General features: G+C 65.9%; 20 protein-coding genes and 1 pseudogene. 9 read left to right on the plus strand and 12 right to left on the minus strand.

Annotated features, from left to right (window positions below; all coding sequences use genetic code 11):
- Positions 1–34 precede the first annotated feature (34 nt).
- A complete protein-coding gene (locus tag MST3598_RS08070; protein WP_029260275.1) occupies positions 35–955 on the plus strand; it encodes a diacylglycerol/lipid kinase family protein in 921 nt (306 codons plus the stop codon).
- Between the two features lie 27 nt (positions 956–982).
- On the opposite strand, the gene MST3598_RS08075 is transcribed toward MST3598_RS08070, so the two are convergent.
- Both MST3598_RS08075 and MST3598_RS08080 read right to left on the minus strand, forming a co-directional pair.
- On the minus strand, positions 983–2,116 hold the full coding sequence (locus tag MST3598_RS08075) for an AI-2E family transporter (protein ID WP_231479814.1): 1,134 nt from the start codon (positions 2,114–2,116) through the stop codon (positions 983–985).
- 70 nt (positions 2,117–2,186) lie between these two features.
- Positions 2,187–3,698: a helix-turn-helix transcriptional regulator gene (locus MST3598_RS08080; RefSeq protein WP_051671196.1), complete on the minus strand. Its 1,512-nt coding sequence runs from the start codon at positions 3,696–3,698 to the stop codon at positions 2,187–2,189.
- A 209-nt stretch (positions 3,699–3,907) separates the two neighbouring features.
- Between MST3598_RS08080 and MST3598_RS08085 the strand changes: the two genes are divergently transcribed.
- Together MST3598_RS08085 and MST3598_RS08090 are read left to right on the plus strand one after the other, a co-directional pair.
- Positions 3,908–4,282, plus strand: a complete 375-nt coding sequence (locus MST3598_RS08085; RefSeq protein WP_029260278.1) for a PLDc N-terminal domain-containing protein — start codon at positions 3,908–3,910, stop codon at positions 4,280–4,282.
- Positions 4,283–4,313: 31 nt separating this feature from the next.
- A complete protein-coding gene (locus MST3598_RS08090; RefSeq protein WP_029260279.1) occupies positions 4,314–5,255 on the plus strand; it encodes a DUF1214 domain-containing protein in 942 nt (313 codons plus the stop codon).
- 152 nt (positions 5,256–5,407) lie between these two features.
- On the opposite strand, the gene MST3598_RS08095 is transcribed toward MST3598_RS08090, so the two are convergent.
- Positions 5,408–5,836, minus strand: a complete 429-nt coding sequence (locus tag MST3598_RS08095) for an Hsp20/alpha crystallin family protein (protein WP_029260280.1) — start codon at positions 5,834–5,836, stop codon at positions 5,408–5,410.
- 480 nt (positions 5,837–6,316) lie between these two features.
- On the opposite strand from MST3598_RS08095, the gene MST3598_RS08105 reads away from it, so the two are divergent.
- Positions 6,317–6,661 (plus strand): MerR family transcriptional regulator, encoded by a 345-nt coding sequence (locus MST3598_RS08105; RefSeq protein ID WP_051671197.1) that lies wholly within the window; start codon positions 6,317–6,319, stop codon positions 6,659–6,661.
- A 1-nt stretch (position 6,662) separates the two neighbouring features.
- Positions 6,663–6,953 (plus strand): annotated as a pseudogene (locus MST3598_RS18655) (DUF7882 family protein); the annotation flags it as partial.
- A 362-nt stretch (positions 6,954–7,315) separates the two neighbouring features.
- Here the strand turns inward: MST3598_RS18655 and MST3598_RS08115 are convergent.
- The 4 genes from MST3598_RS08115 to MST3598_RS08125 form a co-directional block, all read right to left on the minus strand.
- Positions 7,316–8,260, minus strand: a complete 945-nt coding sequence (locus MST3598_RS08115; RefSeq protein WP_096359516.1) for an SDH family Clp fold serine proteinase — start codon at positions 8,258–8,260, stop codon at positions 7,316–7,318.
- 8 nt (positions 8,261–8,268) lie between these two features.
- Positions 8,269–8,418 (minus strand): hypothetical protein, encoded by a 150-nt coding sequence (locus MST3598_RS18385; RefSeq protein WP_157749862.1) that lies wholly within the window; start codon positions 8,416–8,418, stop codon positions 8,269–8,271.
- Between the two features lie 176 nt (positions 8,419–8,594).
- Complete coding sequence (locus MST3598_RS08120; RefSeq protein WP_096359518.1) at positions 8,595–9,224, minus strand: DUF4145 domain-containing protein; 630 nt, start codon at positions 9,222–9,224, stop codon at positions 8,595–8,597.
- A 166-nt stretch (positions 9,225–9,390) separates the two neighbouring features.
- On the minus strand, positions 9,391–9,912 hold the full coding sequence (locus MST3598_RS08125; protein ID WP_136053517.1) for a hypothetical protein: 522 nt from the start codon (positions 9,910–9,912) through the stop codon (positions 9,391–9,393).
- On the opposite strand from MST3598_RS08125, the gene MST3598_RS08130 reads away from it, so the two are divergent.
- Positions 9,903–10,472, plus strand: coding sequence for a site-specific integrase (locus tag MST3598_RS08130; RefSeq protein ID WP_231924914.1), 570 nt, complete (start codon positions 9,903–9,905; stop codon positions 10,470–10,472). The genes MST3598_RS08125 and MST3598_RS08130 overlap by 10 nt on opposite strands.
- Here MST3598_RS08130 and MST3598_RS08135 read toward each other — a convergent pair.
- Together MST3598_RS08135 and glnA are read right to left on the minus strand one after the other, a co-directional pair.
- The gene (locus tag MST3598_RS08135; RefSeq protein ID WP_096359524.1) at positions 10,469–11,161 is read right to left on the minus strand and encodes a hypothetical protein; all 693 of its coding nucleotides are present in this window, start codon (positions 11,159–11,161) and stop codon (positions 10,469–10,471) included. The two genes, MST3598_RS08130 and MST3598_RS08135, sit on opposite strands and share 4 nt — an antisense overlap.
- A gap of 141 nt (positions 11,162–11,302) precedes the next feature.
- Positions 11,303–12,727: a type I glutamate--ammonia ligase gene (glnA, locus tag MST3598_RS08140; RefSeq protein WP_021200702.1), complete on the minus strand. Its 1,425-nt coding sequence runs from the start codon at positions 12,725–12,727 to the stop codon at positions 11,303–11,305.
- Positions 12,728–12,874: 147 nt separating this feature from the next.
- Between glnA and MST3598_RS08145 the strand changes: the two genes are divergently transcribed.
- Positions 12,875–13,303 carry an RDD family protein gene (locus MST3598_RS08145; RefSeq protein ID WP_029260307.1) on the plus strand — a complete coding sequence of 143 codons (429 nt, stop codon included), beginning with the start codon at positions 12,875–12,877 and terminating at the stop codon, positions 13,301–13,303.
- Positions 13,304–13,319: 16 nt separating this feature from the next.
- Here MST3598_RS08145 and MST3598_RS08150 read toward each other — a convergent pair whose 3' ends face one another.
- A complete protein-coding gene (locus MST3598_RS08150) occupies positions 13,320–13,811 on the minus strand; it encodes an ATP-dependent zinc protease family protein (RefSeq protein ID WP_029260308.1) in 492 nt (163 codons plus the stop codon).
- A 20-nt stretch (positions 13,812–13,831) separates the two neighbouring features.
- Here MST3598_RS08150 and MST3598_RS08155 point away from each other — a divergent pair, with 20 nt between their 5' ends.
- Complete coding sequence (locus tag MST3598_RS08155; RefSeq protein ID WP_017830470.1) at positions 13,832–15,019, plus strand: RimK family alpha-L-glutamate ligase; 1,188 nt, start codon at positions 13,832–13,834, stop codon at positions 15,017–15,019.
- A gap of 62 nt (positions 15,020–15,081) precedes the next feature.
- Here the strand turns inward: MST3598_RS08155 and MST3598_RS08160 are convergent, their stop codons facing one another.
- Positions 15,082–15,792 carry a DUF4191 domain-containing protein gene (locus MST3598_RS08160; protein WP_021200699.1) on the minus strand — a complete coding sequence of 237 codons (711 nt, stop codon included), beginning with the start codon at positions 15,790–15,792 and terminating at the stop codon, positions 15,082–15,084.
- Between the two features lie 161 nt (positions 15,793–15,953).
- Here MST3598_RS08160 and MST3598_RS08165 point away from each other — a divergent pair, with 161 nt between their 5' ends.
- A complete protein-coding gene (locus MST3598_RS08165) occupies positions 15,954–17,465 on the plus strand; it encodes a hypothetical protein (protein WP_029260309.1) in 1,512 nt (503 codons plus the stop codon).
- Between the two features lie 11 nt (positions 17,466–17,476).
- Here MST3598_RS08165 and sucB read toward each other — a convergent pair whose 3' ends face one another.
- Positions 17,477–19,222: a 2-oxoglutarate dehydrogenase, E2 component, dihydrolipoamide succinyltransferase gene (sucB, locus tag MST3598_RS08170; RefSeq protein WP_096359526.1), complete on the minus strand. Its 1,746-nt coding sequence runs from the start codon at positions 19,220–19,222 to the stop codon at positions 17,477–17,479.
- Positions 19,223–19,224 lie beyond the last annotated feature (2 nt).

Consider the following 19,224-nt stretch of genomic DNA (forward strand, 5'->3'; position numbering starts at 1 on the left):
TGCGGTATCGGGCGAGGTGTCCCAAGCTGACGATATGACCCACGCACGTATCGGCATCGTCTGGAACCCTTCGAAGGTCGAGCAGGAGGTCCTGCAGACCGCCGTGAGCGGCGTGTTCGACGCTCAGTACGACATCCGCTGGTGGGAGACGACTCCGGAGGACCCGGGCCGGGGCATGGCTCGTGAGGCCCGCGAAGACGGCCGGGACATCGTAATCGCCGTCGGCGGCGATGGCACTGTACGCGCCGTCGCGGAGTCCCTGGCGGGGTCTGACACAGCACTGGGGATCGTGCCGCAGGGGACGGGCAATCTGCTTGCGCGCAACCTCGACGTTCCGCTGAACAACGTGAAGGCGGCGTTGGAGCGCGTGCGCGACGCCGAGCCCCGTCGGATCGACCTCGGCTGGGTCTCGTACGACGGCACCGAGCACGCCTTCGCCGTGATGGTCGGCTTCGGCGTCGATGCGCAGATGCTGGTGGAGACCGACGACGACCTCAAGTCCAAGGCCGGCTGGCTGGCCTACGTGGAGGCGATGGGCCGCGCACTCGCCGGCACCGAGATGACCGACATCACTCTGGCGATCGACGGGGAGAAGGCCGTGGCCGTGCGGGGACACACGATGCTCATCGGCAACTGCGGGATGGTGCAGGGCGGCATCCGGCTGCTTCCCGATGCGGTGCTCGACGACGGCAAGCTCGACGTGCTCATGATCAGCGCGGACGGTGCGCTGCAGTGGCTCGACACACTCCGTTCATTCGTCTGGGACAACGGCATCCGCCGTCTCTTCGGTGCCACCGACGAGGCCGTGAGCACCGAGTCCGCCCGCCACCTTCCGGTCGAGAGCATCTCGGTCGAGCTGAAGACGCCCCTCGTGTTCGAGATCGACGGCGAGGAGATGGGCGAGGTCACCGCGTTCGACGTCCGCGTCGAGCCGGGCGCCCTCCTGGTCCGCTGAGGTCGAACGCCCCGTCCCGTCCCCGTGTCAGCGGGTGATGGGTGGGGGGACGATCTTGCGGTCCTGCGCGGGGAACGTCACCTTCTGGATGATGATGATGATGCTCGCGGCCACGGGGATCGCGACCAGGGCGCCCAGGATGCCGCCCAGCGCGGCGCCGGCCACCGCGGCGATCACGACGAGCGCACCCGGCACGGCGACGGCCTTGCTCATGATGCGCGGCGAAAGCACGTATGCCTCGATCTGCATGTAGATGAGGTAGTAGATGATCGCGATCAGCGCGGTCAGCGGAGAGACGAACAGGCAGATCAGCGAGTTGATGATCGACGCGGTCAGCGTGCCGACCAGCGGGATCATCGAGCCGATGAAGGCGATCAGGGCGAGCAGGGCCGGAACCGGGGCGCCGATGATGCTGAGGAAGATGAGGCTCAGGATGCCGTTGATGAGTGCGAGGCTCACCTGGCCGATGACGTAGCGGCCCACGGCGCCGGAGACGTCTTCGAGGAGGCCGCTGAAGGTGTCGCGCTGGTAGGCGGGCACGAAGCGGGCGGCCACGTGCTTCATGCTGCGCAGGGACGCCATGAAGTACAGGGTCAGGATCAGGACGATCGTGATCCCGGTGAAGCCGCCGGCGATACCCGCGCCCACGGCGAACACACCACCCCCGATGTCGAGGAAGTTGTTGGGGTCCTGCACGAAGCCGAGGATGCCCTGCACGGCGTCGTCGATCGTCGAGCCGAACTGACCGCTGACGTCCTTGAACCAGTCGCTGGCCATGAAGTCCTTGATCATCTGCGGTCCGTCTTTGATCAGGTTGCTGATCTGCTCGACGAGCAGCGGGACGATCGCGAGGATGACGCCGGCGAACGCCAGGATGACCGCGGCGACCACGATGGTGACGGCCGCGGGGCGGGGGAGCTTCTTCTCGATGAAGGTGACGATCGGATCGAGCCCGAGTGCGAGGAACACGGCGACGCCGATGTAGACGAGCACGGTCGCGAGCTGCCCGACGATGCTGCCGATCCCCAGCGCCACGAGGACTCCGAGGGCGCCCAGCAGGCCGAACATGAATGGGTTGGTCCTGGCGTATGCGGCGACCGCATTCGACGGCTGCGATGAACGCGGCTCCGCCGACGCGCGCAGCTCGGTGTTCGCGGTCACTCTTCTACGGCGCATGATTCCCCCGGTCGATGGTCAGACTCACCAGTTGATCACCCTGGATCCCGCGCGGTCAAGCCGGTGGCGCGGCGTGGCGATGTCTGATTCCTGACCTCGCGTCGACGTTGAGGACGGCCTCCCGACGCGAGGTGACGCCGAGCTTGCGATAGATGGAGCTGATGTGGGTCTTGACGGTGGGATAGGCGACCCCCAGACGCGTGGAGATCTCCTCGGCGGTCATCGTCGTGCGCAGGTATGCGAGGACTTCGCTCTCGCGCGGGGTGAAGATGCCCGTCCGTCGTCGGGCCAGCTCTCCGCGTCGTTCGAGAATCGTTCCGAGGAACTCATCGTGGCGGGATCCGCGGTGGGCATGGGCGATCAGGAGATCGTCGATGAGCGGATCGTCCGAGAGGAATGGAGTGAGGATCCGCTCGGGGGCTGCGGATTCGAGAGCTCTGTCGAGCTGTTCGTGCGCGTCCGCTCCATGCCCTGCGAGGGAGCGCAGGGCCGCTGCAGTGACGAGCGTGCTCGCCCGCGCGTAGCGGGGTAGCGCGCCTGATGTCGCCAGCCGCAGCGCCTGCGCAGCCGACGCGGGTTCTTCGAGGACACGATAGAGCTCCGCGAGCACCGCGTGGGCGACGGCGGCACCGGGGCGGGCGAGTACCGGCGCCGCGATGGTTCGAGCGCGGTCGTCGTGTCCCTCTGCGTGCGCGAGCAGAGCGGAGATCACGCGGCGCAGCGTATCCCAGGGGATGCCGTGCTTATCGTCCTTGCTCACCCCGTGGAGCAGGCCGGCCGCGGCGAAGTATCGGTCTTTTCGCCTGAGCGCGATGATGCTCATGACCAGGTACAGCCGGGCGAGGGCTTCGAAGTTGTTGCCGGGGCCGCCTTCGTCCACGACCTGTTCGAGGTGGGGGATCGCATCGTCGTAGTCGCCTCGCCAGTATGCGATGGTGCCGCGGTTCGCCTGGGGGAGCCCGCCCTCGAGGATGTCCCAGTCCGACGGCGAGGACGAGACGGGAAGCGCATCGAGCGTCTGCTCGGCATCGGTGAAGAGACCGGCGTGGGTCAAGGCGAAGGCGAGATTGGACTGGGCGAGGCGATAGGTCTCCGGCCGCCCGCGCAAGCGGGCCTCGTCTGAGGCCGAGCGCAGGAGGCCGATGGCCCCGGAGAGATCACGTCGGAGGCGCACCTCCGTCCAACCGAGGAGGAAGAGCGCCGAGGGGTAGTCGTCGTCGGGCCCGCATTCGGTCAGAGCTTCCCGAGCGCGATCGGCGATCGTGGCCTTCGTCGGGGTGTCGGCAGCGAGGAGGAGCTCGGTGAAGCAGACCACGAAGTCGTCGTCCGCGATGCGCATTCCTTGGCCACGAAGGAACGTGGCACCGTGCGAATCGCCGAGGAGGTCGCGGCAGCAGGCACGGATGAGGAGGACGTGCGGGTCGTGCGGCTCAGGGTGGGCGAGGCAGAGCTGCTCGAGATCTCGGGTGCGGGATTCGAGGATGAGTCGGAGCCAGTTCCGGCGCAGCGCCGCGCGGGCGAGTGCCGGATCGCTGGGAGACAGGGCCTCGCGGACGGCATCGATCACGGGACAACGATATCGGCGTGGAATCACCGTGGATCGAGGATGATGCCGAACTCATCCGGCGAGGATGACATGCGCGCCCGCGTTGCCGGCGAATGGCCAGACTCGCAGCGAAGCCTGTGCTTCCGGACGGCGTCCGGACACGGCCCCGGACCTTCGACATGACCCCGCGACTCTCACGAGTGCTCCGCGGAGATCGGAATTCAACAGACATGCTCTTCTGGGAAACGCTCGGCTGGATGCTGTGGGCGACCGTCTTCATCGGCTACCTGTTCGCTCTGTTCGCGATCATCGGCGACCTGTTCCGCGACCGTGGTCTCAGCGGATGGTGGAAGGCGGTCTGGGTCATCTTCCTGATCTTCCTCCCGTTCCTCACCGTTCTCGTCTACCTGATCGCCCGCGGACAGGGGATGGCCGAGCGGAGCAGCAGGGCCGCCCGCGAGGCAGAGGACGCGACAGCGTCCTACATCCGTCAAGTGGCCGGAAAGACGCCCACCGAGGAGATCACCGCAGCCCAGGCGCTCCGCGACTCCGGCGCGATCAGCGCACAGGAATTCGACGTGCTGAAAGCCAAGGCCCTCGCCTGATGCTCGCCGAGCCATACCAGGAAGGAACGTCATGTCCGCCACCAAGGTGAACCTCGGCAATTTCACGCGGGCGGAGTCCGACCTCATGTTCTCGCGCCTCGTCACGGGAGCCGGACTCGGAACGTGGAGCCACACGCGAGGGCTGAAGTCTCTCGACGATCAACCGATCATCCGGCAGAACCGCGACACCCTCTACAGCAGCGCCATCGTCGACGTGCGTGAGGGGGTCACTCTTACGCTGCCCGAGACGGACGGCCGCTACATCTCCGCCTTCGTCGTGAATCAGGATCACTATGCCGCGTACCTGCTGAGCGAACCGGGCGACCACCTGCTCACCCGAGACGCGGTCGGTACCGACTACGCGGCGGTCCTGATCCGTATCCTGGTCGACCCCAACGACCCCACCGATGTGGCCGAGGTCAAACGCCTGCAGGACACGCTCCGAGTCGTGGACGGAGGCTCGGGGGCGTTCCCCCTCCCTGAATACGACGAGTCGTCGCACAGTGAGACACGCAATGCGTTGCTCACGCTCGGTCGCGGTGTCTCGACGTACGATCGTGCGTTCGGGCGGCAGGAAGAGGTGGATCCCGTCATGCATCTCCTCGGCGCCGCCGGCGGATGGGGTGGTCTACCCGAGTACGAGGCGACGTACATCAGCGTCGACGAGAATCTGCCCGTCGCCGACTACCGCCTTCGGCTGGACAACGTCCCTGTCGATGCGTTCTGGTCGGTCTCGCTCTACAACGCCGCAGGCTTCTTCGAGGCCAACGCGCTCGGCGTGAACAGCATCAACAGCCTGACCGCCACCGCCGACGATGACGGGGCTATCACGATCCACTTCGGCGCTGACCCCGGCGGCCGCACGAATCCGCTGCCCATCATGCCGGGATGGAACTACACGCTGCGGCTGTATCGTCCGCGCCCTTCGGTACTCGACGGAACCTGGGTCGCTCCGCGTCCCGAAGCCCTGTAGACCACGGACGATGCCGGTACTTCGAGAGGAGGTCAGATGACCACCAGCCTCGACCGCCGGGGAGAGCCCGCCCCGAAAAGGTGCCAGGGGCGGGCTCTCGCAGTGTTTGTGGTGCGTCAGCTCGGCCGCTGACCACCGGTGATCAGCTCGGATCAGGCGGTGACGGCCTTGGCGCCGTGTGCGCCCATCGATTCGACCTGGATCTTGCGCGGCTTAGCGCGTTCGGCGATCGGGATCACGACGCTGAGCACACCGTTGTCGTATGTCGCGCTGATGCCCTGGGCATCGACGTCGTCTCCGATGGTGAAACGGCGGACGTACGAACCGAAGGGACGCTCCTGTGCCAGCCAGCGGGAGTTATCACGGTTCGCCTCCGTCCGTTCCGCGCGGATCGTGAGGAGGTGACCATCGACGTCCACATCGACAGACCCCGGATCGACCCCGGGAAGGTCGGCGTTGAGGACGTATCGGTCGCCTTCCCGGAAGAGGTCCACGGGCATCAGACGGGGCTGCCGGCTGGTGTCGAACACGCTCTGCGCGATTCGGTCGAGCTGGCTGAACGGATCGAATGACATCGACATGATGAGGGTTTCTCCTTCCGATGAATGACGGCATCACAAGCCGTCCGATGAGGGGTGACCAGTGCGGCCTCGACGGCCGCGGCCGGTGGAGGTGCGCGGACCCTCCTCTCGGGGAGCTCTCGGGCCCGCCGCGAGGACTCGGCGGATGCCGTGGGACGCCACACCCCGGGGGAGTTCTCGCCATCCGCAGGGGGAGCGGTCCTCGTGCACGTCGAGACCGAGATCAGGTCGGACACGATCTGCTCGAACTCCGCCTGGACTAGCTCCGCATCCGCGTAGACGATATCGGCGAACGCCGACAGTGTGTCGTCGATCAGGCAGCTCGCCTTCACGGGATATCACCTCCATACCTTTCGTCGCCTACCGTCGCGGCACCGAAGGGGGTCGGTACTGCAACCCGGAGAGATGTGGATCAGTTGATGCATATTTTGTACACCCAGTAGTTGACGAAATGCAATACCGCAGAGCAGAATTTTCTTCATGACCACGACACCACCCAGTCGACCGGTGTACACGATGGGCATCGCTGCCGAGCTTCTCGATCTACCCCCGGCGACCCTGCGGCTCTACGAGCGCAAAGGACTCGTCGTCCCCGCGCGCACCGAGGGCGGCACACGGCGATACAGCGAGGACGACATTGACCGCATGCGGCGGATCTCGACTCTGCAGACGGACGGTGTCAACCTCGCCGGCATCGGCAAGGTGATCGGCCTCGAAGACGAGAACGCCGAACTCAGAGCGAGCCTCGACAGTCGAGGTCCGGACCAGAACGCGGCCGCACATTGCGCGGACGACGCACGACGAATCGAGAACGGAGGACACTGAGGTGGGAAAGTTCATCTACGAGGGTGGACCGAAGGTCGAGCTCGAGGACCGCGCCCTCCTGCATCTGCAACTGGTGATGTCGACGAAGCTGCGCCGGGGGGAGCCCTTCGCGTTCACGTGGCGCGAGGACCAGTCCGTCGGAGGCGGGCGGACCACCGTGTGGATTCATCCCGGCAGTGCGCTCGTGTTCAAGTTCTCCGGGAGTCGCCAGCCGTCGATCAGCCGTGCGTGGACCGAGGCGCTCGCATTCACGGCAAACTCACCCAGCGGCCTCTATCTCGTTCCGGAACCGCCGAGAACGCGTCGACAGGATCAGCAGCCGAGCCTGTTTCTGTGTGAGCGCCGCCCGTGGACGATGTGCACTTCGAAATCCGGTGCGCACGCACGAAAGAGCCCGCCTCAGCGCAATACTGGGCGGGCTCTCTCGAACTCTGCGGATCCCCGCGGGCTCAGGCCCCGGACTTCCGCGTCATCCGGCCAGACGCCGAAGTACAGCTCGTACTCCACACGCCGTAGTGGTGGGAGATGAACAGTGGTGAGTTCCGCGGAATCTGGCAGAAATGATGATGTCACGCAGTGGCGAACCACGGTCGTTTGCGGGTGTTCTGCGGACCGGGTGGGTCCGAGCCGATGTGGCTTCACTGGAGCACGGACCTAGCTGGTTTGCACCCCGGTCCAACTCTTGACCCAATTGCGTCCCCCGCCGGCGGAGATCAGCTTTGTCGTCGGCGTTTGTTCGACGAGGATCGTAAGGATGTGGTACAGGGTTAGTGCTGCCTCTTGCAGTGCCTGATTGTCCTCGAGGAGCTCTACCGTGAGTCCTTGTGCTCGCGCCTCATCGACGCCGATTCGCTTGTCATGGCTTTTGTGCTGAGAGGCGTCATTGAAGAAGTTTGCGACGGCAACCGCCTTCCCCGTATCGCCAGCGAACATGTATCGCTCAAGCCACCCGGCAACCATCGACTCCGAGAAATCCAGCTGGTCGTTAGCGAACTGCAGGAGGGACGGGGCGAAGGAACCGAGAATCGGCGCCCACAGGTTGGCGGCGAAAGGGTCGGCTGGCGTGCCAGCGCTGGCGTCACCGACGATTTCACGGCGCGCTTGATCGAACTGTTCAACGATTGAACGCGCAGAGTGCTGACGTCCGGCGATCGATAGCTGTGGGTCGATCGGTCCCAGCTGACTCTGTCGGCCGAGGATGATGCGATCGGAGGCGAGGGCGTACATCGTTCCCGCGGACATCGCGAATGCGGGGACGATTACTTCGACGTCGTTGAACATCGATCGTGTGTACTCAACCAGGCTCTGTACAGCCATCGTCGCTCCGCCGGGGGTGTGCATGAGCACAGTAAGACCCTTGGTCTTGTCCATCCCGTGGAACGCTGCCATGAAACCGTTCACGTCTTCGGGCATCATGATGATGTGCCCGGGAGGTACGTCGCCCTTCTGAAGGAAAGACGAGAAATAGACTAGAACGTTTCGATCACGGATCTGCGCGAGCGTAGCAATGGCCTCGTCGAGTTTCGAGGTGAACCATTCGTCGCGAGCCGGGCCGCCCAATCGACTGAGCTCGTTGAGCAACTCGTTCCAGGTGCCCATAGCGTTCCCTACTGGTGAGACGCGAGAGTCAGCGGCGGCGGCGCCGGGGCCCAATAGCTGACGGGCTGAGCGTGCGCGACCTGGGCGAGATGAACCGAACTCGCATACTGCTCGTATAGGCCTTGCAGGCCCGCCATCGGGTCGTTGAGGTCAGTCATGGTCAAAGTATGGCACGTGCCTCCCTGGCTTCGGAGCACCGCGAGTCATCGATCTTTCCAATTCCCCCATGCGTCGTTTTTACCCGCGGAGAGGGGTGCCAGGACCGTGCGGGAGGCTGGCAGTCTCGGGCGATCCCTGGATTTTTCGCGATCCGTGGATGCGATGGCTCGCTGCTCTATGTCGCCGTGCGCTTGTTGCGGATTCGCTTGAGCCGCGCGGGGCTCTGGAATACTTCGTTGAGCACCTCACCCATCAGGACGAGGATCTCTTCGGCATCAGTGTCGTCGGGCTGGACGTCGATGTCTCCGTGCGCCATGTCGTTGCCGGCGAAGCGGACCTCGTGTGCCTGCTCGGCGACCGCGGGGCGGATGTCGCCTGCGTCTCGCAGACTGTTGATCTTCGCCGCGAGCGTTCCGGTCGTGTGTCCCTGGTGCTTCGCGGTCGCTTCAATGACGGTGCGTGCCATAAGGATTGCCGCCATGTGGTTTCCTACGCTGGCGCTCGAGTACGCCTCCTGAGCGGCTCTCGCGATGTGTGGTGGTACATCGTCGACGCTCGGCGATTCGCCTCTCCGCGGCCAGACGTCGCCTCCGGAGATGATGTCCCTGAGCCGCCTGATCTCGTGGTAGTCGGAACCTGGGGAGTAGGACCCGTTCAAGTCCCAGGGGATCCCGATTCTCACGATACGCAGCGCTTCGCAGGAATTGCAGGTCTCAGCAACCCATATCTCGTGCTTCAGGATGTTGCCCCACCTGTACGAGAAGTGGCTGTGCTTGTTGCAGAACGCGCAGAGGGAGGTGACCATTCGATCAGACTATCCACGCCTCAGCGGGAGTGAGGGGTCCCAGTGCGTGACTCTGGGACCCCTCTTGTGCTGCGGGTCACGTTGTGTGTGTGCCCGAATCCCCGCAGCGTTGGGCGCCGGCTTACCAACCGAGGTCGCCGGCGCGTCTGGTGGGACGTGCAGAGAGTTAGCTGCTCGTCGGGTAGGTGTAGGCCATGGGGTCGGTGGGCATCTCTCCGGGCTGGGGGTCGCCGGATGCGGCGAGGGTGTTGATTCCTCGGGCGTCGAGCTTCGCTCGGACCTCATCCGGGGTGTTGAGGCGGAGGCCGCCGGCGGCGAGTACGAACCAGTCGAGGTGGCCGACGGTCTTGCCTTCGACGTAGTAGCCGCGCTCGAGGGACCAGTTGTCGCTCTCTGCGAAACAGATCGAGTAGTTGGTCTCTGAGTCGCGGAGAGTGCGTGGGAACGCGGCCGCTCGAGCTTCCGCGCGGGTCGGGCTGACGTCGAAGGTTGATGACATTGCGATCCGTATGCTGACGATCGGGGCGATCGCGTGCCAGGCGCTGCGTGCGGATCGCCAGGCGGCGGATGCTCCCTCGTCGGCCAGGTCGATCACTTCGTCTGAGCTCGTCGCGATCGTGAAGCCGTATTCCTGAGCTGCGGTGACCGGTGGTGCCGAGAGCGTCGCGAACCGCACAGGTGTGGGCACCCCACGACGCCCTGCCAGAGCATTTCCGGCCGGTTGCACTGCTCGGCGCTTTTGCCGGCCTGCGCGTCGCAGAGATCGCCGCGTTACGCACTGTTGACGTCGACTTCATGCGCGGCATCATCACCCCTGCGGTCCAGTACCCGGCGGATGAACTGAAGACCGAGATCTCGAAGACTGCGATCCCGATTCCTCACGAGCTCGCTCTCATGCTCAATGCGAACTCAGTGAAGTGGGGGCGTGTCACGATCGTCGTCGGTGCTTTCGGGCGCTCTGTTGCGCCGTACACGATCGAGACGGCGTTCAAGGCCGCTCGAGAGACGGTCGGCGGACTCCCCGAAGGCTTCCGGAGCCACGACCTGCGTCACTACTTCGCGAGTCTGCTGATCGCCGCGGGCCTGGATATCAAGACCGTCCAAGCGCGGCTGCGTCACGCGTCAGCGAAGACCACTCTCGACACGTACGGACACATGTGGCCCGACAAGGATGAGTCGTCTCGTTCTGCGGTCAGCGCCGTGTTAGCGGACAGGCAGGCGGACACGTCTGTGCGCGCGCCACGTTAGAGCCGGGTGTCCCAAACGAACCGTTTGCCGTCGTCGTCGTGCCCGTAGAGGGTTATCCGCGCATCCGGATCAGTGGACGAACCTGGAGGCGCGATAGAAGCGGCCCGAGAGCGGGCGTCCTGGTGGGCGGCGACGTCGACCTCTTCAAAGGGATGGCTACTGACGACGAGCATTGCGACTGTCTCGTCGATCAGCGGTATCACCGCGGGAATGTAGGTCCCGTTCGTGAAGTGCACACGATGGTCGGTGACGGCGAGGATCACAAGGTGAACGCCCACGAAGTGCCCCGGCGGGGCGGGAGCAATCCACCTCACGTCATTGCCCTTCACAGGGAAGGTGCTGTTTCGCGCAAGACCGTCAGTGGGTGTGCGAATGCTGATCGCATGCACTAGCCCGTGCTCGTCCGGCGCGGGCCGTGTCCAACTATCGACAATTCGTTCCAGACCTCGCGGCTCCACGTGCTCTGGTAGGTGCTGGAGCCGCCAGTCGCCCGACGCATGGAAGGACCATTTGCTCGCCGTCAGCGACGAGCGAACCATCAGATAGACGTCGCGGGAGTTCGGGCTTGCCCACACGCGCCACGGCAAGCCATGCGCTTGAGGGGAACCCACGGCGAATCGCACGGTAGCGCCCGGACGTGGGAACTCGACGACCTGTTCGCCCTCATCGTTGCCGATTGTCATCCGCATCGGGTCAGAGTACCGGGCGAGCGGTCTCCGCGCCCTCCGCAGATTGGCGAAAAGCCCGCCTCCGCTAGATGCTGAGACGGGCTTTTCGTGAAGTTCTGCGGACTTCCTGCGGACTTCGTGCAGGAAACCAGCGGAATTTGGCTACACGCCGAAGTACAGCTCGTACTCGAACGGGTGCGGACGCTGCGCCATCGGCAGGATCTCGTTCTCGTACTTGTAGGAGATCCAGGTCTCGATGAGCTCCTTGGTGAACACGCCGCCCTCGAGGAGGAACTGGTGGTCGGCCGCCAGCGCGTCGAGCGAGTCGAGCAGGGAGTTCGGAACCTGCGGGATGTCCTTGGCCTCCTCGGGCGGAAGCTCGTAGAGGTCCTTGTCGACCGGCTCGTGCGGCTCGATGCGGTTCTTGATGCCGTCGAGTCCTGCCATCAGCTGCGCGGCGAAGGCGAGGTACGGGTTGCCGGAGGCGTCGGGGGCACGGAACTCGATGCGCTTTGCCTTGGGGTTCGAGCCCGTGATCGGGATGCGGATCGCGGCGGAGCGGTTTCCGGCCGAGTAGACCAGGTTCACCGGAGCCTCGAAGCCCTTGACCAGGCGGTGGTAGCTGTTCAGGGTCGGGTTGGTGAAGGCGAGCAGGGCCGGCGCGTGCGCCAGGATGCCACCGATGTACCAGCGCGCGATGTCGCTGAGCTGACCGTAGCCGGCCTCGTCGTAGAACAGCGGCTTGCCGTCGCTCCACAGCGACTGGTGGGTGTGCATGCCCGAGCCGTTGTCACCGTAGAGGGGCTTGGGCATGAAGGTCGCGACCTTGCCCCACTCCTCGGCGGTGTTCTTGACGATGTACTTGAACTTGAGGATGTCGTCCGCCGCGTGCACCATCGTGTCGAAGCGGTAGTTGATCTCCTGCTGGCCGCCGGTGCCGACCTCGTGGTGCGAGCGCTCGAGGATGAACCCGGCGTCGATCAGCTTGAGGGTGATGTCATCACGCAGGTCGGCTGTCTTGTCGACCGGGCTGACCGGGAAGTACCCACCCTTGTACGGGGTCTTGTTGCCGAGGTTTCCGCCCTCTTCCTCGCGACCGGTGTTCCAGGCGCCCTCTTCCGAGTCGACGCTGTAGAAGCTGGAGTTGGACGTGACGTTGTAGCGGACGTCGTCGAAGATGTAGAACTCGGCCTCGGGGGCGAAGAAGGCGGTGTCGGCGATGCCGGTCGAGGTCAGGTACTTCTCGGCCTTCTTGGCGACCTGACGCGGGTCCTTCGAGTAGATCTCGCCGGTGCGCGGGTTGTAGATGTCGAACAGCATGACGAGCGTGCTCGCCTCGCGGAACGGGTCGACGTACGCCGTCGTGACGTCGGGGATGAGCTGCATGTCGGACTCGTGGATGCTCGCGAAGCCGCGGATCGACGAGCCGTCGAACAGCTGGCCGTCGGTGAAGAAAGCCTCGTCGACCGTCGATGCAGGAATGTTGAAGTGCTGCTGAACACCCGGGAGATCGGTGAAACGGATGTCAAGGAACTTGACGTCGTTCTCCTTGATGTAGCTCAGTACCTCGGACGAATCTTTGAACATGTACGACTCCTGTAATGCGGATCGATGGCTTCACGGCCACTCTGCAGAGTACGGACGGGGGATTTCTCTACGGTATCCGCTTTGTTTCGGGCGTGTTACAGGCGCGAGGGCGTCAGAGCGGCATTTCGCGCTCGGTAGGCTGGGGGAGTGACGGATGCTGTGAACACGTACCCCGGTGAACGACTCGGACTCCCCGAATCCGGCTCCGGGAGCATCGCCCGTCCCGGACGCCGCATCGGAGCGCTCCTGATCGACTACACCGCGGCGACGATCATCGCGACCGGATTCCTCGGATTCAACCAGTTCGCACTGCCGACGGAAGCCGGCCTGAGCCAGTTCGCTCCGATGCTGGTGTTCGCCGTGTTGCAGATCGTCTTCATCCCGACCGCCGGCGGCAGCCCGGGACACCGTATCCTCGGCATGCGTCTTGCTCGCATGGACGGGAGCTGGGTCGGTCTGTGGCGTCCGATCGTCCGCACGCTTCTGCTCGTGGTCGTCGTGCCTGCGGTGATCTGGGATGCCGATCAGCGCGGTCTTCACGACAAGGCCGTCGGCACGGTTCTGATCCGCACCTGACCTGCGGGGGCTGCCGTCAGTCTCGCCCGCGGTTGCGCCGACGTGCTTCGCGCGGGGCTCGTCCGCCGAGGAACGAGCGGGCGGGGTCGACCACGTAGCCGCGGCGCAGCGCCTCCCGGCCGATGAGCATCCGGAAGCCCATCTCGTCGCGGTTGCTCAGGGTGACCTCCGCCAGCACCTCGCGGTCCACCAGCCGGATCAGCAGCTCGACCACGAGGCGTTCCTGGGCGTGCCCGGACGAGCTCCGCACCGCACGACGATCATGGATCGGGCATTCGACGACGACCGCGTCCTCCTGGCTGTCCTGCCAGGGCTTGACCTTGAACCGCACCCACGGCTGCTCGTCCTGTTCGAACTCCACGATGTCGAAAGCATGCAGAGACGACGTGCGCGCACCCGTGTCGATCTTGGCCTTCAGCCAGTCCACTCCGAGATCGGGCAGGCTCACCCATTCTCGCCACCCCGTAAGGGTGTTTGAATGGGGGGTAGTCCTACTCACCTGATACATCCTGGCAGGAAAAATCCCCCGTGAAGATCGCAGTGCTCTCCCGCGCGCCGCAGGCGTACTCCACCCAGCGGCTGCGTGCAGCCGCGCTTCAACGCGGACACAACGTCAAGGTGCTCAACACTCTGCGCTTCGCGATCGATCTCACCGCCGAGGAACCGGACCTGCATTATCGGGGTCGCCAGCTCAGCGACTACGACGCGATCCTCCCGCGCATCGGGAACTCGATCACGTACTTCGGCACGGCCGTCGTGCGCCAGTTCGAGCAGATGGACGTCTACACGCCGAACACGGCGAACGGGATCTCGAGCGCACGTGACAAGCTGCGAGCGAACCAGATCCTCTCGCGCCACAACATCGCGATGCCGCCGACCGCGTTCGTGCGCAACCGCGCCGACGTCCGTCCGGCGATCGAGCGCGTGGGCGGGGCTCCGGTCGTGATCAAGCTCCTGGAAGGTACACAGGGGATCGGGGTCATCCTCGCCCCTCAGGTGAAGGTCGCCGAGGCCATCATCGAGACCCTGCACTCCACCAAGCAGAACGTGCTCATCCAGAAGTTCATCTCGGAGAGCCGCGGTCGCGACATCCGGGCGCTGGTCGTCGGCGACCGTGTCGTCGCGGCGATGCGACGATCGGCCGCCGGTGACGAGTTCCGATCCAACGTGCACCGTGGCGGATCGGTCGAGGCCATCGAGCTCGATCCGGTCTATGAGCGTGCGGCCGTGCGCTCGGCCCAGATCATGGGCCTGCGTGTGGCCGGTGTCGACATGCTCGAGGGGGACGACGGCCCGCTCGTCATGGAGGTCAACTCCTCACCCGGGCTGCAGGGCATCGAGACGGCCACCAAGCTCGACGTCGCCGGCGCCATCATCGACTACATCGCCGGTCAGGTCGCCTTCCCCGAGATCGACGTGCGTCAGCGTCTCACCGTCTCGACGGGCTATGGCGTCGCCGAGCTGATGGTCCACGGCGCGGTCGACCTCGTCGGGAAGACCCTGGGGGAGGCCGGGCTCTGGGAACGCGACATCACGGTCCTCACGCTGCACCGAGGAGTCAGTGTCATTCCCAACCCGCGCAAGCACGTCGTCCTGGAAGCCGATGACCGGCTGTTCTGCTTCGGCAAGCTCGACGAGATGCGCTCCATGGTTCCTGAGCGTCGTCGTCGGCGCGCCAAAGTCCGCAGGCTGCCGCGACAGCCTCTCTCCGAGTGAAAGAGAGCGCGGCCACCCTCGCAGGAGGATGGCCGCGCTCGGTGCTTCTGAGGTGCGGAGAGTCAACGAGGACGCTGGGAGCGCACCTTGGTCGGGTCGATGCCCTTCGGGATCGGCAGCGATGACAGCGACTGGGAGACGGAGTCCACGCGGCGGATGACGGCGGCCATCGTGGCCTTGTCGATCGCCTTCGGGAGCTTCTTGATCGTCTTCGAGAGATCGGCGATCGCCACCTCGTCGTCGCCGTGACCGACGTAGAGGACGGTGACCGGGACGCCGTGCGCGACACGCTGTGCCTTGCTGCGCTCCTCGTTGACGAGACGCGTCAATCGGCCGCGTGCACCTTCACCGACGATGACGATGCCTCCGCGCCCGATGGTGCGGTACACAGCCTCCTGGGTCTTCGGGTTGATGCCGACGGGAGTCTCGGATGCCTGCCAGCTGCGCCCGAGGCTCGTGCTGAGCACGTGTCCGGTGGCGCCGGGCATGCCGTCGATCTTGCTGTACATGGCGGAGGTCGAGAGGCGCGTCATCAGGAACAGGGCACCGAGGATGCCGAGCATGAGACCGGTGATCCCCCAGAGGACGAGCGTCCAGATCTGGAAGGGCGGGATGAGATAGCCGGCGACGAGGCCGAGCAGCACGCCGCCGATGAGGATGGCAGCCTGCGCCCACGGCAACCAGGAGTATGCCTCACGTGTGAACCGGAAGAGGGACTTGATCTGGGAGAAGAACCCAGGACGCTTTTCGGGTTCAGGAGCACGCTTTGCCATGAGGACCAGCCTACCGAGTCCCGGAGCCTCCTGATGTCGGCGTTCGCGCGAAGCGGAGGGGACCGGCGCCACCACTCCTGCACATCAGAGGATTCGGCGGAATCCGTCGCGATCACCCCCGGGCACCGGGATCGGGCTGAGGTCTGCGCTGTGATGGAGCAATGGAAGACATCGCGATCGACGACGGCCGGGGCGGGCCGCTCGTACCGGGCGCGCATCGCGTGGTGAGAACGCTCGATGCGACGGAGGGGCCCTTCCCCGGCACTCTCGTCACGAACGGGGACGGCGTCGCCGTGAGAGTGGACGCGGCGGCGCTCGGCGGGTGGGTGGGATGGGGTTTCTCCGGCGCCGAACACATCGCTGCGCCGATCGATGTCGTCCGGCGCCAGGGAGGGCACGACGTGTTGCTTCCGTGGTGCATCGAGCGTGTGTGCAGCTTCCTGGGCCGCCGTTCGGTGGGAGGAGGGGGCATCACGCCGGGCGAAACCACCACTCTCGTCGTCAGTCTCCTGCGGGGACTCGACGAGTTGGGAGAGGGCATCGACGGCATGCGCACGGGGGCATGGTGGCTGACGGATGGCGGGCGACCGGTGTTCGTGCTGGGGGACGGCACGGACGCGAGGGCGGGGACCGTGGAGATCCTGGAACAGCTGGCGGAGCGCAGTTCGGACAAAGTGCTCAGACGCGCGACCGGTGCGATCGAGGAGGCCCTGCGGAAGGTCATCGCCCAGCCGCGTCTGCCCCGCAGGCTCACCGAGGCGTGGGAGCAGTCGATGCTCGACGTCGCCGCGCCGCAGCCGCTCGAACGCGAGATCCATGCTGCGGAACGAGCGCGGGACGTCGCCCGTGCCGTCGTTCCGCACGTCTCTGGCCTTCACGAAGGGGGGCGACGTCTGCGCGCGGACCGGACTCCGAGCAGGGGGTCGCGTCGCGGAAGCCGCGCGCGGGAGGCGATCGGCGATGCGATGCGCTCATCGATCGGCGAGGTTCTTGCGCGTGTGGATCGCATGAGAGGAACGCAGGCTTCGCGAACCGGTCGCCGGAGCGTACGCCGTGGGCGATCCGCTGAGACCGGGAAGCTGCGTCGACGTTCCCTGCTCGTCGCGGGCGCGGCTGCGGCGCTTGTGCTTGCCGGCGGACTGCTGCTGCCGGAGGGAGAAGCGTCGGGTAAGGGCGCTGACCTGTCTGGTGGCAGTGGTCAGGCGCGGGCATCGTCGTCGCCCGAAGATGCGTCTCCGGCGGCCTCGCCTTCCGTGATCGGTGCCCCGGAAGAGAGCGAGGACTCCGACCCTGAGGACTCAGCCCCCGAGGGCTCAGAGCCCGAGGAGTCGGCCGCGGGCATCGATCCCGTGGCGGCAGCCTCATCGCTCCTCCGCGCGATCGCGGATTGTCGGGCCGCGGGAGACACCTCGTGCGCAGACGCGGTGTCCGGCGACGCCGCGCGAGTGATGAAGGCCCTCGACGGGCTGCCGCCCTCGGCCGCGGAACTGGTGGATGAATACGGCGACGTCGCGGTGGTGCGCCTCGCATCGGCAGGTCGGGAGGGAGGCGCGGAGGGGGAAGAGGGTGGGGAGGAAGACGAGGGTTCGGATCAGACGATCGTCGTGCTCATCCGCACAGGAGAGAAATGGCTGGTCCGCGACGTCTACGACGTCGCGGACCAGCCAGGATGACTCTTCGCCCGTCAGGCGCCGAGCTGAGCGGCGAACTGTGCCGACTCGAGTCGCGCCTTCACGGCGCCCAGGAAGCGGGCGGCGTCTGCACCGTCGATGATGCGGTGGTCATAGGAGAGAGCGAGGTACACGTACGACCGGACAGCGATCGCGTCGGTGCCTCCGACCTTCACGAGACCCGGACGCTTGACGACCGTTCCGGTGCCCAGGATCGCCGACTGCGGCAAGAACACGACCGGCGTGTCGAACAGGGCACCACGCGAACCGGTGTTGGTCAGCGTGAACGTTCCACCGGCCAGCTCGTCGGGCTTCAGCTTGTTGTCGCGGGTCCGTGCCGCAAGATCGGCGATCTCGTGGGCGATCTGGGCGATGTTCTTCGACGCCGCGTCACGCAGTACCGGCGTCAGCAGGCCCCGCTCGGTGTCGACCGCGATCGAGACGTTCTCGCTGGCCGGGTAGACGATGTTCTCACCGTCGACCGTCGCGTTGACGATCGGGAACGCCTGCAGGGCCTCGGCCGTGGCGAGAGCGAAGAACGGCAGGAAGGAGAGCTTGTCGCCCGTCTTCTCGAGGAACGACGCCTTCACGCTGTCGCGGTACTCGGCGAGGGCCGTGACATCGACCTCGACGACCGTGGTCAACTGTGCCGTCTGCTGCATCGACTCGACAGCGCGCTTGGCGAGGACCTTGCGCAGACGCGACATCGGCTGGGTCGTCCCACGAAGAGGCGACACCTCGAGCGGAGCAGGGGCCGCCGCTGCCGCAGCGGGCGCCGACTTCGCGGTCTCCGCGGCCTTCAGCACGTCTTCCTTGCGGATGCGACCGCCCACACCGGTTCCGGTGACGGAAGCCAGATCCACGCCCTGCTGCGACGCCAGTCGGCGCACGAGCGGGGTCACATAGAGGTTGTCGTTCTCGGTGGGGAGCGCGAGCTTCGATGCGGGCTGAGCGGCGGCAGGGGCCGGAGCAGCAGCGGGTGCCGGAGCAGCCGGGGCCGGTGCAGCGGCAGGTGCCGGAGCAGCGGCAGGCGCCGGAGCAGCAGCGGCGGGTGCAGCGGCAGGTGCCGGAGCAGCGGCGGGTGCCGGAGCAGCAGGTGCCTCGGCAGCGGGCGCTGCTCCGGAACCGACACGTGCGAGCACAGCGCCGACCGCGACGGTCTCGTCCTCGCCGGCCACGATCTCCTGCAGTACGCCGGCGACCGGCGACGGGATCTCGGTGTCGACCTTGTCGGTGGAGATCTCCAGAAGGGCCTCGTCGACGGCGATGGTGTCGCCGACCTGCTTCAGCCAGCGGGTGACGGTTCCCTCGGTGACGCTCTCGCCCAGTTCGGGAAGCACGATGTCTGTCGCATCGCCGGCGGGTGCGGCAGGTGCGGACTCAGCGGCGGGCGCCGGTGCTTCTGCGGCGGGGGTCGGAGCCTCTGCAGCCGGGGTCTCTTCGGCAGCGGGAGATGCCTCGGCTGGCGCTTCTTCCGCAGCGGGTGCGGCGGCGGGAGCATCTGCGGCCGGAGCCGCGGCGCTGCCATCGCCGATGCGCGCGAGGAGCGCGCCGACCTCGACGGTCTCGTCCTCGGCCACGAGGATCTCCTCGATCACGCCGCTGACGGGGGAGGGGATCTCGGTGTCGACCTTGTCGGTCGAGATCTCGAGCAGGCCCTCGTCCGCCTGCACGGTGTCTCCCACCTGCTTGAGCCAGCGGGTGACCGTACCCTCTGTGACGCTCTCGCCGAGAGCGGGGAGGACGACGGATGTGCTCATGA

Origin of the sequence: Microbacterium sp. TPU 3598 (assembly GCF_002356155.1) — a bacterium.
Lineage (GTDB): Bacteria > Actinomycetota > Actinomycetes > Actinomycetales > Microbacteriaceae > Microbacterium > Microbacterium maritypicum_A.